We start from the raw sequence: 11,081 nt of genomic DNA on the forward strand, positions 1-11,081 counted from the left end.
CGGGGTCTCCGCCCGCGATTTCCACGGCAAGGAGTCGCGTGCGAGGACGGTTCCAAACCGTTTATACCCTCCATCCGATAACGGAGAGACATGGCGAAAGAGCAGAAGCAGGTGCGCGAGCTCCAAGAAGGGAGCTACGTCATGATGGAAGAAAAGCCGTGCAAAATCAACGCCTACAGTACCGCAAAGCCCGGTAAGCACGGCAGCGCGAAGGCGCGCGTCGAAGCCCGCGGCGTCTTCGACAGCAAGAAGCGCTCGCTCTCCCAGCCTGTCGACGCGAAGGTGTGGGTCCCCATCATCGAGCGGAAGCAGGGTCAGGTCGTCTCCGTCACCGGCGAGGACGCCCAGATCATGGACCTCGAGACCTACCAGACGTTCACGATGCGCATCCCCGAGGAAGAAGACCTCAACCCCGAAGACGAGATCGAGTACCTCGAGTACGAAGGCCAGCGAAAAATCGTCTAAACGGGGGTCACAGAGATGTTCCCCGGAGCAATCGCAGACCGCGAGGTCGCCGACTACGTCCTTCTCGGCGCTCCGCTCGACATCTCCACGTCCTTCCAACCCGGAACCCGTTTCGGACCGAATCGAATCCGTCGGTTCGCCGAGTCGTTCGACGACTACGACCGGCGCACCGACCAGTTTTTCACTGACTTACGCGTCCACGACGCGGGCGACGTCCGCGCGTGGGACGACGCACCTGAGTACGTCGAATGGCTCGCCGGGAGCGTCCGCGACGCCGTCTGGGACGACGCCGTCCCAATCGTCCTCGGCGGCGAGCACACCGTCACCGCCGCCGGCGTCACCGGCGTCGAACCCGACGTGTTCGTCTGTCTCGACGCCCATCTCGACCTCCGGCGCGAGTACGACGGCAACGAGTGGAGCCACGCCACCGTCACCCGTCGCGTCCTCGACGAACTCGGCGTCGACGAGGCCGTGATTCTCGGCGCGCGAACCGGCTCGCCCGGCGAGTGGAAGCGCGCCGAGGCCGGCGACGTGACCGTGGTCGAACCCGAGGCAGTCCCCGACTGGGAGCCCGACTTCGACGACGACCAGTCGGTCTACCTGAGCGTCGACATCGACGCCGCCGACCCGGCGTTCGCACCCGGCACGGGCACCAAAGAGCCGTTCGGGCTCACCTCCCGGGAGATGCGAGACGCGGTGCGGGCGGTCGCGCCCCGCGCCGACGGCTTCGACGTGGTCGAGGTCAACGACCGCGACGACGGACAGGCCGCGTCGCTGGCGGCGAAGCTCCTCCGGGAGTTCGTCTTCTCGCACGCCGCCGAGCGGGCAGACGAGTAACCGACCCCGCGGCGAACCCCGTTCCTTACAAGTCCCCGAGTCACGACTCCCCGGTATGCAGCTCTCCGACATCGTCGCCCGACTCGACGAGACGCTCGCGACCGACGACTTCGCCGACGTGGACGCCAGCGCCAACGGCCTGCAGGTCGGCCCCGAGGAGAAATCGGTCGAGAAGGTCGCCTTCGCGGTCGACGCCGCGGAAGCGACCATCGACGCCGCGCTCGACGCCGACGCGGACCTCCTCGTCGTCCACCACGGCCTCGTCTGGGGCGGTCTCGACCGGGTGACCGGCCGCGACTTCGACCGCATCGAGCCGCTGATTCGCGGCGACCTCGCGCTCTACGTCTCGCACCTCCCGCTGGACGGCCACCAGGAAGTCGGCAACGCCGCCGGCGTCGCCGGCCACCTCGGCCTAACAGACACCGAGCCGTTCGGGTCGCTCGGACCGATTCACATCGGGCAAGCCGGGGAGCTCGCGTCGCCGAAGACGACCGACGAGGTCCGGGCGGCGCTCGACGAACTGGACGGGAGCGCGGGCACGACCGCCCTCGACTTCGGCCCCGACGAGCTTTCGTCGGTCGCTATCGTCACCGGCTCCGGCGTCGACTGGCTGGACGAGGCCATCGACCGCGGCGTCGACGCGCTCGTCACCGGCGAGGGCAAACAGAAGGTGTACCACGAGGCGCGCGAGGCCGGCATCTCGGTGTTCCTCGCGGGGCACTACGCGACCGAGACGTTCGGGGTTCGGAGCCTGCGGGACCTCGCCGACGAGTGGGGGCTGGAGACCGAGTACGTCAGCCACCCGACCGGGCTGTAGGCGCGACCGAGCGCCCGACACCCCATCGCACGGTCCCGTCGGACCGGGGCGTTCAAACGCTCGGCCGACGCACTCCCTCGCATGAGCGACCACGACGATGACGGCTACGAGATGCCGGACCGCGAGGAGTTCCAACACGACCCGCTGGGCCACGCCGAGGTCCGCGGGGGGATGACCGTCGGCGAGCTGGTCGAGCAGTACGGCCACGCGGGCATCGGCGCGGCCGACGTGCACGAGGCCGCCGACATCTACGCCGAGATGCTGGCCGACGACGACTGCACGGTGTTCATGTCGCTGGCCGGCGCGATGGTCCCGACCGGGATGCGAAAGGTCGTCTCCGACCTCATCCGCGACGGCTACGTGGACGCCCTCGTGACGACGGGCGCGAACCTCACCCACGACGCCATCGAGGCCGTCGGCGGAAAACACCATCATGGGTCTCAGAACCACGGCGAGAAGACCGAACGCGAACACGACGAGACGCTCCGCGACGAGGAGGTCGACCGCATCTACAACGTCTACCTCCCGCAGGAACACTTCGCGCTGTTCGAGTCGCACCTCCGAAGCGAGGTGTTCCCGGCGCTGGAGGAAGAGGGGGCCGTCAGCATCGCGGACCTCTGCCGCGAACTCGGCCGCGCCAACAGCGAGGTCAACGACCGCGAGGGAATCGAGGAAGACGCCGGCGTCGCCGCCGCGGCCTACGAGGCCGACGTGCCCATCTACTGCCCCGCGGTACAGGACTCCGTCCTCGGCCTGCAGGCGTGGATGTACTCGCAGACCTCGTCGTTCTCGCTGGACGCGCTGGCCGACATGACGCCGCTGACTGACCTCGCGTACGACGCCGACACGGCAGGCTGTCTCCTCGTCGGCGGCGGCGTCCCGAAGAACTTCACGCTCCAGACGATGCTCGTCACCCCCGGCGCGTACGACTACGGCGTCCAAATCACGATGGACCCGTCCGCGACCGGCGGTCTCTCGGGCGCGACGCTCGACGAGGCGCGCTCGTGGGGCAAACTGGAGAAGGACGCCCGCAACACGACGGTCCTCGGCGACGCGACTATCATGCTCCCGCTGCTCGTCGCCGCGGCGCGCGAGCGAATCGAGTAACGCCGCGAAGCCCGCTGACGGCCGCGGCAGTCCGCACCACCGGCCGTCGCGTCACATCGCGTCAGGTGGGATACTTTTTTGCCCGGCGAGCACCCTTCCATGCCAACGAATGGCACGAGAGGGTGCACAGGGCGTTCGCGTCTGCCTCGACATCTGGCACCCGGACTGCTGGACGCTACAGGTGACGAGGGAGACGAGCGGCGGCCTGCTCGGCCACGGCGTCCACGAGATAGACGGCCTCGCCAACGGGCGTTTCACCGCCTACGCCGACACGGCCGAGGAGGTCGACGAACTGCTCGCGGCCGTCCGCGCGTCCCCCCTGACCGAGTCGGTGTGGGAGACCGACGAGCACGACGGCGACGTCGGGGTCCCGGGGAGCGCGGCCCGCGGCATCGTCGTTCGCTACGACCTCAGGAACTCCATCAACGACGCCCTCGTCTCCCGGGGGTTCATCCCCGACGAGCCGGTTCGGATGCAGGGCGGCCGCGAGCGCTGGACCGTGCTCGTCCACGAGACGCGACAGACCGTCCACGAGCGGCTAGCGGAGATACGAGCGGAGCGAAACGCCGACATCGACGTGGAACTCATCACCGCCCCCGAAGACGGCGGCGGCATGTTCCGGACCGACGCGCTCTCCGAGCGCCAGCGCGAGGTGTACGAACTGGCCCGCCGCCGCGACTACTACACGTGGCCCCGCGAGGTGAGCGCCGCGTCGCTGGCGGCCGAGTTGGACATCTCGAAGGCGACGCTCCTCGAACACCTCCGGAAAGCCGAATCGAAACTGCTCGGCGACTACTGACCCCGTTCTTCGGGTTCTCGGGGACGAAATCCGGCGGGTCGGCGCTCACCCCACTCATGAGAGGGAGGGGTACTTTACCCGATAATCGAACCATGTGACAGTATGTCATCGGTAGACGTGAACGACGGGCGGAGCCTCTCGCGGGACATCGGACTGTTCGGCGCGGTGAGTACCGTGGTGGCGGGCACCCTCGGCGCGGGGCTGTTCGTCACCCTCGGCACGGCGAGTTCCACGACGGGGCCGAGCGTCATCCTCGTCGTCGTCCTCTCGGGGCTGCTCGCGATGAGTATCGCGCTCAACTACGGCTGGATGGCGACCATCTTCCCCGGCGCGGCGGGGTCGTACGCCTACGTCTCCCGGACGTTCGACAGCCGCCTCCCCGGGTTCGTGGTGACGTGGTCGAAGTGGCTCGGCTACATGGCCGCCGACGCGGTCCTCGCCATCGGCTTCGGGAGCTACTTACAGGTGTTTTACCCCTCAGTCGACCCGACGCTGGCCGGGTTCGGCCTGTTGACGGCTCTGTTTCTGGTCAACCTCGTCGGGTCAAAGAGCTACAGCGTCTCGCAGAACGCCATCTTCGGCTTCCTCGTCCTGTCGATACTCGTGCTCGTCGGCCCCGGCCTGCTGAACGTCGACGCCGCGAACTATCAGCCGTTTTTCACCGGCGGCTTCGACGGCTTCGTCGCCGCCGCGGTCCCGCTGTTCTACGCCTACATCGGCATCGCCGTCGCCGGGCAGATGGGCGCGGAGGTGAAGAATCCCTCGCGGAACCTCCCGTTGGCGATGGCCGGCGGGACGGCCATCCTCATCTTCCTGTACGTGCTGACCGCCGCCGTCATCTACGGCGTCGTCGGCGACTACACGGTCCTCGCGAACTCGGCGCGACCGCTGTCGACGGCCGCCGAAGTGTTCCTCGGCGACATCGGCACGGCCATCGTCGGCGTCGGCGGCCTGCTCGCGACGGCGTCGTCGGTCCACGCGGTCATGGCCGCGGGCATCAAGATGCCCTACTCGTGGGCGTGGGACGAGGTGTTCCCCAAGAAGTTCTCGGCGGTCTCCGACCGCTTCGGGACGCCCCACTGGTCGCTGTTGACGCTCTACGTCGTCGCCGCCGGCCTCACCTTCTGGAGTACGGGCCTCAGTCAGGCCATCGCCATCGCGACGTTCAGCTACCTCATCGCCTACGCCGCGGTGTCGATAACGGTGCTGTACGTGCTCTACAGCCGCACCGACCTCCGCTCGGAGGCGGGCTTTTCGCGCCCGTCGCTGCTCACGGTGACGGGACTCGTCGGGTCGCTCGGCGCGGTCGGGCTCCTGACCGAGGCGTACAAGGGTTCGCTGTCGATTTACGTCCCGTGGGTCGCCGTCGGCCTCGTCGTCTTCGGCGTCTACTGGTACCGCGGCCAACAGAAGGACCACGACGTCGAGGCCATCCTTGGGACGCTCCCCGGCGTGCCCTCCGACGAGTACAACCCCTCGGTTCGCGGAGTGAGCGATGACTGACGACGCGACACCGCGCGGTGACCGCTCGGACGACTCCGACTTCGGCCTCGACTCCGCCCCTCGCGTCGACCCCGACGAGACCATCGACCTCTTGCAAGCGCTCGTGCGGATTCCGAGTCCGTACTTCGAGGAGGCCGAGATAAGCGAGTTCGTCTACGACTGGTTGGACGCCCGCGGGCACGACCCCGAGTACCACCACGTGAGCGAACCGGACATCACGGAGTACGAGGGCGACAACGTCGTCGCCCGGCTGGCGGGCTCTGACCCGGACGCGCCGACGCTCCTGTTGAACGCCCACGTGGACACCGTGAAACTGGTCGAAGACTGGGACGAAGACCCGTGTTCGGGCCGCATCGAGGACGGGAAACTGTACGGACAGGGCGCGTGCGACATGAAAGGTGGCCTCGCGGCCGTCATGGTCGCCTTCGACGCGCTCGCCGACGCCGACCTCGCGGGGGACGTGCTCCTCACGGCCGTCGTGGACGAGGAGGGCCCCTACGGACTCGGCACCGACCGACTCATCCGAGACGGCGTCGTCGACGACTGCGACGCAGCCATCGTCACCGAACCCGGCCCGATTCTCGCACAGGAGGACATCGAGAACCCGGCGCTCCTGCTCGGCGCGCGCGGCCGCTACTTCTACGACATCGAAGTGCGCGGGCAGGCCGCACACGGGTCGAAACCGGACACCGGCGTCAACGCGGTCGTCGAGGCCGGCAGACTCGCGGCCGCGCTCGACGACCTCGACGTGGGCGACCACCCGAAACTCGGCTCGGGGTCGACCTGCCCGCTGAAAATCGAGGGCGGAAGCCAGACGCTTTCCGTCCCCGAGCGCGCTCGCCTCATGGTCGACCGTCACGTCGTCGTCGGCGAGACCCTCGAAGACGCCCGCGACGACGCCGAGCGCGCCGTCGAGGAACTCGGCTTGGAGAGCGAGGTCGACGTGGGATTCCGCGAAGCCCCCGACGAAGGCATCCGATACGGCCCCTACGTGACCGACGAGGACCACCCGCTCGTGGGCGCGCTCGCGGACTCGACCCGCGCCGTCGCCGACACCGACCCCGCCTACGGCTACTTCTCCAGCGTCGGCGACTTCAACTACCTCGGCGACCGCGCCGACCTCCCGACGGTCATCATCGGTCCCGACGGCGAGAACATCCACGCCGCCGGCGAGTTCGTCTTCACCGACGACGTGGTCCAAGTGGCCGACATCGTCGCCGACGCCGCCGTTCGGTACCTCGGCTGACGCGGCGTTCGTTCCCGCCCCCGAGGCCGCGCGTTCTCAGCTCCGAGAACCGGGCGCAAACACCTAACAGCCCCGCCCGGAACCTCGGACACAATGACAGCGCCCCCGCTCACGTCGGTCGTTTCGGCCCGCACCGACGTCGAACTCGCCGCCGTCTTCGAGCGCGTCTGGGAGGCGCGGGGCTACGAGACGCGCGTCCGGTTCCGCGGTCCGGACGTGCACGTCGAAGCCGCCGGGGAGACACCCGAGGGCGCGACGCGCGAACTCCGAATCTGGATTACGACCACCGGAACCGTCACCGCGGACAAGACGAGCGCGTTCGTCCGGCGGTGCGAGCGCGCCGGCATCGAACCCTACGTGGCGGCGGTCGGAGGCGGCCGCGTCGCCCCCGACGCCCACCGCCGAGGGCTCGTCGTTCTCGACGCGCCGGCGCTCGCCGTCGAAATCCGCGAGACCGGCGTCGAATCGTTCGTCCGCGACCTCGCCGCCCGAGAGGAACGGCCGGCGACGAACTGGCTGGGCGAGCGAATCGAAGGCCGCGGAGGCGATGGCGACGACGGCACAGAAGCCGAGCGCGACGAGTCCGAGAACGACGACGCCGGGCGAATCACCCGTCGCGAGGCGCTCAAAAGGGCAGGAGCCTACGTCGCCGGTGGCCTCGTCACGTATCTCGCCGTCGAGCAAGTCTCGGATTTCGTCCAGCGCTCGCCGAAGCTCCGCGCCGCGGTCGCCCGCCGCGCGGCGTGGGTCGACGACCGCCTCCCCGACGTGGCGCTCCCGACCGTCGAGTGGTCGATTCCGACGCCCCAACCGCTCTCGGAGGAATCGACCCTCCCGAACCGAACGGCTACGGTATCGACGCCGGCGAACGCGACGGCGATTCCGTACGCCGACCTCCGGCGGAACCCGGAGTCGTACGCGGGGACTGCCGTCACGTACACCGGCCGCGTCGAGGAGACGTTGGAGCGCGACGGGGTCCGACTGGCGCTCGTCGCCGTCGAGGACGACCGAGGGCGACCGAGCGGCGACGTGGTCGCTCGATGGCCCGCGGGGCGCTTCTTCGAGGACGACATCGGCTTTCGACTGCTCGCCGACGAGCGCGTCCGGCTCTGGGGCGTCGTCGCCGGCGAGGGCTCGATTTCGGGTGGCGTGCAGTACCCCCGTATCGACGTGTCGGTGCTGGAGAAGGCGTGAGCGGGTCGGTGGTCGGGTGAGACCGATGGTGATTACTCGGTTGCGGGGCGAGAGCGAGGTGGCCGATGACGACGGCACCGTTCCGAACCGAACTAGGCACTCGGTGATGCGGAGCCCTATGAGTGCCGAGGCCACTTCTCAGAAGGTCCGACGGTGGAGGAGACCGTCGAGTCCGAGCGGCTTGACCGGGGTTATTGTGAGTCGAAGTAGCGACCGCGAACTCGCCGGTCGCGGACGTAGTGGCTGACGTACGCGCGGGCATACGTCAGGAACAGTGACAGGTACCCCTCGTCGCGCTCGCGGCGGGCGGAGGTCGCGACCTCGGTCTCCGGGTCGTAGACGACCTCACCGCGGTCCTTCAGCCGCAAGGAGAGTTCGGTGTCCTCCATGAACGGGAGCGTCTCGTCGAAGCCGCCGTGGGTCTCGAACACGTCGCGGCGGTAACTGCAGTTGAACGTCGGCTGTTGGACGAACCCCACGGGCCACGAGACGCGGTACCAGTAGTCCGAGAGGAGTTTGAACAGGACGCGGTGCCGGAGGGAGTCCTCGAGGGGGCGCGCGGGGCCGCCGACGCCGACGACGTTCGGGTCGTCGTAGTGTCGGCGGTGCGCGCGGACCCACGCGGCGGGAACGACCGTGTCGGCGTCGGTAAAGAGGACGACTTCGCCGGAGGCGGCGTCGACGCCGAGGTTGCGCGCGGCACCGGGGCCGCGCCCGTCGTCGCGGACGACCATATCGCAGGCGGGGTGGTCACGAGCCACCTCGTCGGTGTGGTCCGAACCGGCGGCGACGACGACCACCTCTGCGGGCTGACCGTCGAGCGCCGAGAGACATCGCTGGAGGTTCGCGGGCTCTTCGTACGCGGGGACGACAACCGATAGTGTTGTCATTACTACACGAATCATAACAACCAATTGAAACTTTTGTGGGTCGAATCGCTCGCGGGGGGCGGGCACGAGGCGCTCCCGGAGAGCGAACCACTTTTGGGTCGATTCGTGAAACGGACCCCATGCAGCGACTCGAGGAGTCCCTACACGAAGCGCCCATCATCGACAAGGACGGCTACTCCTACCTCGTCCACCCCATCAGCAACGGCGTGCCGATGCTCGACCCCCAGCTCCTGCGCGAGGTCGTCGTCGGCATCACCCGTGCCGCCGACCTCGACGTGGACAAAATCGTCGCGCCCGAGGCGATGGGCATCCACATCGCCACCGCGCTGTCCCTCCAGACGGACATCCCGCTCGTCGTCATCCGCAAGCGCGAGTACGGCCTCGACGGCGAGGTCGCGCTCCACCAGACGACCGGTTACTCCGAGTCGGAGATGTTCATCAACGACATCGAAGACGGGGACCGCGTGCTCGTCGTGGACGACCTGCTTTCGACCGGCGGGACGCTCGCGGCCATCTGCGGCGCGCTCGACGACATCGGCGCGGACATCTCCGACATCGTCGTCGCCATCCGGAAGGTCGGCGAAACCGCCCTCGACGACACCGACTACGAGGCGACGAGCCTCATCGACATCAGCGTCGACGAGCACGGCGTCGAGATTCACTGAACGGGCAACGCTCACGGTCGGGCGCGCGGACGATGCCCGCTCTCCGCTCCCGTTCGAAAAGTATGCACGAACATGGCTAATATGGTGTGTCAGAATCCGTGAAATACGCTCGAACGCGAAACTATTATTGAACGGGGGTCGCTCGTGGCGAGTACAGATGGCAGACGACAGCGGTGAACTCGGCCTCGAATACGAAATCGACGACCGGCCGCCGTTGCTGGAGTCGATTCTCCTCGGGATACAGCACGTCTCGGTGATGATCGTCCCGGCGACCGCCGTGGCGTTCATCGTCGCGGGCGCGGTCGGCCTCGGCGTCGCCGACACGGCCTACGTGGTCCAGATGGTGCTCCTGTTTTCGGGGCTCGCGACCGTGGTACAGGCGTACGCCGTCGGGCCGGTCGGCTCGCGGCTCCCCATCGTGATGGGGACGAGCTTCACCTTCGTCGGCGCGGCGACGACTATCGGCGTCGACTACGGCCTGAGCGCGGTGTTCGGCGCGATTCTCGTCACCGGCTTCCTCGTCGAGGGGCTCATCGGCTGGCAGTTCGACCGCATCAAACCGTTCTTCCCGCCGCTGGTGACGGGGCTCGTCGTCGTCATCATCGGGCTCTACCTCGTCCCGGTCGGCATGGACTACGCCGCCGGCGGGGTCGGCGCCGCCGACTACGGCGCGGCGCACAACATCGGTCTCGCGGCGCTCGTCCTCGGCGTCGCTATCGCGCTCAACCTCTTTACCGACGGCATCACGCGACTCCTGAGCACGCTCGTCGGTATCGCCGTCGGTTACGCCGTCGCCGTCCCGCTCGGCGTGGTCGACTTCTCTCCCATCGCCGACGCGGCGTGGTTCGCGATTCCCCGCCCCGGCGCGTTCGGCGTCAGCTTCGAACCGGTCCCCATCGTCACCTTCGCGTTCCTGTTTCTCGTCTCCGCGATGGAGACCGTCGGCGACATGTCCGGCATCACCGCCGCCGAGGGCCGCAACCCGACCGACGAGGAGTTCCGCGGCGGCCTGTTCACCGACGGCTTCATGAGCTCTATCGCGTCGGTGTTCGGCGCGTTCCCGGTCACCTCGTTCTCGCAGAACGTCGGCATCGTCAACTTCACCGGCGTGATGAGCCGGTACGTCGTCGGCATCGCGGGCGTCGCCCTCGCCATTCTCGGGCTCAGCCCGAAGGTCGGCGCGGCGGTCGCGACCATCCCGAGCGCCGTCTTCGGCGGCGCGGTCCTGCTCATGGCCGGGATGGTCGCCGCCAGCGGCGTCCGTCTCGTCTTCCTCCACACGAACCTCAACCGGCGGAACATGGTCGTCGTCGCCGCCTCGCTCGGCCTCGGTCTGGGCGTCGCCACGCGGCCCGACGCGCTTTCGGGGCTCCCGCAGGCCGCCGCGACGTTCTTCAGCCAGCCCGTCATCGTGACCGCGCTGACGGCGCTCGTGCTCAACACGCTCGCGCCGGGCGACCAGAGCCCGCTTTTCGACGTGAGCGACGAGTCGGTCGCCGCGGACGGTCGCACGTCAACCGACGACTGATACGCATCGAACAGATAGTAACTGGTTCCG

General features: G+C 68.3%; 11 protein-coding genes. 10 read left to right on the forward strand and 1 reads right to left on the reverse strand.

What is annotated here, in order from left to right; genetic code table 11:
* Positions 1–90: 90 nt before the first annotated feature.
* From C5C07_RS12285 to C5C07_RS12320, 8 genes are all read left to right on the forward strand, one after another.
* The gene (locus C5C07_RS12285; protein ID WP_004062652.1) at positions 91–465 is read left to right on the forward strand and encodes a translation initiation factor IF-5A; all 375 of its coding nucleotides are present in this window, start codon (positions 91–93) and stop codon (positions 463–465) included.
* A 15-nt stretch (positions 466–480) separates the two neighbouring features.
* Complete coding sequence (gene speB / locus C5C07_RS12290; RefSeq protein ID WP_115805157.1) at positions 481–1,302, forward strand: agmatinase; 822 nt, start codon at positions 481–483, stop codon at positions 1,300–1,302.
* A 55-nt stretch (positions 1,303–1,357) separates the two neighbouring features.
* Positions 1,358–2,119 carry a Nif3-like dinuclear metal center hexameric protein gene (locus C5C07_RS12295; protein ID WP_115805158.1) on the forward strand — a complete coding sequence of 254 codons (762 nt, stop codon included), beginning with the start codon at positions 1,358–1,360 and terminating at the stop codon, positions 2,117–2,119.
* 81 nt (positions 2,120–2,200) lie between these two features.
* A complete protein-coding gene (locus C5C07_RS12300; RefSeq protein ID WP_115805159.1) occupies positions 2,201–3,226 on the forward strand; it encodes a deoxyhypusine synthase in 1,026 nt (341 codons plus the stop codon).
* 109 nt (positions 3,227–3,335) lie between these two features.
* Positions 3,336–4,025, forward strand: a complete 690-nt coding sequence (locus C5C07_RS12305) for a helix-turn-helix domain-containing protein (RefSeq protein WP_004975532.1) — start codon at positions 3,336–3,338, stop codon at positions 4,023–4,025.
* 102 nt (positions 4,026–4,127) lie between these two features.
* Positions 4,128–5,528: an APC family permease gene (locus C5C07_RS12310; protein WP_050459549.1), complete on the forward strand. Its 1,401-nt coding sequence runs from the start codon at positions 4,128–4,130 to the stop codon at positions 5,526–5,528.
* Positions 5,521–6,774, forward strand: a complete 1,254-nt coding sequence (locus tag C5C07_RS12315) for a M20 family metallopeptidase (protein WP_004975534.1) — start codon at positions 5,521–5,523, stop codon at positions 6,772–6,774. Before C5C07_RS12310 ends, C5C07_RS12315 begins: the two co-directional genes overlap by 8 nt.
* Positions 6,775–6,867: 93 nt before the next feature.
* Positions 6,868–7,968 (forward strand): hypothetical protein, encoded by a 1,101-nt coding sequence (locus C5C07_RS12320; RefSeq protein ID WP_115805160.1) that lies wholly within the window; start codon positions 6,868–6,870, stop codon positions 7,966–7,968.
* Between the two features lie 191 nt (positions 7,969–8,159).
* Here the strand turns inward: C5C07_RS12320 and C5C07_RS12325 are convergent, their stop codons facing one another.
* The gene (locus C5C07_RS12325; RefSeq protein ID WP_049905111.1) at positions 8,160–8,858 is read right to left on the reverse strand and encodes a glycosyltransferase family 2 protein; all 699 of its coding nucleotides are present in this window, start codon (positions 8,856–8,858) and stop codon (positions 8,160–8,162) included.
* A gap of 119 nt (positions 8,859–8,977) precedes the next feature.
* Here C5C07_RS12325 and hpt point away from each other — a divergent pair, with 119 nt between their 5' ends.
* Positions 8,978–9,523: a hypoxanthine/guanine phosphoribosyltransferase gene (hpt, locus tag C5C07_RS12330; protein ID WP_004975562.1), complete on the forward strand. Its 546-nt coding sequence runs from the start codon at positions 8,978–8,980 to the stop codon at positions 9,521–9,523.
* Positions 9,524–9,680: 157 nt separating this feature from the next.
* Positions 9,681–11,051 (forward strand): uracil-xanthine permease family protein, encoded by a 1,371-nt coding sequence (locus C5C07_RS12335; RefSeq protein WP_115805161.1) that lies wholly within the window; start codon positions 9,681–9,683, stop codon positions 11,049–11,051.
* The last annotated feature ends 30 nt before the right edge of the window (positions 11,052–11,081 follow it).

This window comes from Haloferax sp. Atlit-4N, assembly GCF_003383025.1.
Classification (GTDB): domain Archaea; phylum Halobacteriota; class Halobacteria; order Halobacteriales; family Haloferacaceae; genus Haloferax; species Haloferax gibbonsii.

Coding starts and splice junctions, on each gene's coding strand:
- C5C07_RS12285 (WP_004062652.1), top strand. CDS start 91: ATGGCGAAAGAGCAGAAGCAGGTGCGCGAGCTCCAAGAAGGGAGCTAC.
- speB (WP_115805157.1), top strand. CDS start 481: ATGTTCCCCGGAGCAATCGCAGACCGCGAGGTCGCCGACTACGTCCTT.
- C5C07_RS12295 (WP_115805158.1), top strand. CDS start 1,358: ATGCAGCTCTCCGACATCGTCGCCCGACTCGACGAGACGCTCGCGACC.
- C5C07_RS12300 (WP_115805159.1), top strand. CDS start 2,201: ATGAGCGACCACGACGATGACGGCTACGAGATGCCGGACCGCGAGGAG.
- C5C07_RS12305 (WP_004975532.1), top strand. CDS start 3,336: ATGGCACGAGAGGGTGCACAGGGCGTTCGCGTCTGCCTCGACATCTGG.
- C5C07_RS12310 (WP_050459549.1), top strand. CDS start 4,128: ATGTCATCGGTAGACGTGAACGACGGGCGGAGCCTCTCGCGGGACATC.
- C5C07_RS12315 (WP_004975534.1), top strand. CDS start 5,521: ATGACTGACGACGCGACACCGCGCGGTGACCGCTCGGACGACTCCGAC.
- C5C07_RS12320 (WP_115805160.1), top strand. CDS start 6,868: ATGACAGCGCCCCCGCTCACGTCGGTCGTTTCGGCCCGCACCGACGTC.
- C5C07_RS12325 (WP_049905111.1), bottom strand. CDS start 8,858: ATGACAACACTATCGGTTGTCGTCCCCGCGTACGAAGAGCCCGCGAAC.
- hpt (WP_004975562.1), top strand. CDS start 8,978: ATGCAGCGACTCGAGGAGTCCCTACACGAAGCGCCCATCATCGACAAG.
- C5C07_RS12335 (WP_115805161.1), top strand. CDS start 9,681: ATGGCAGACGACAGCGGTGAACTCGGCCTCGAATACGAAATCGACGAC.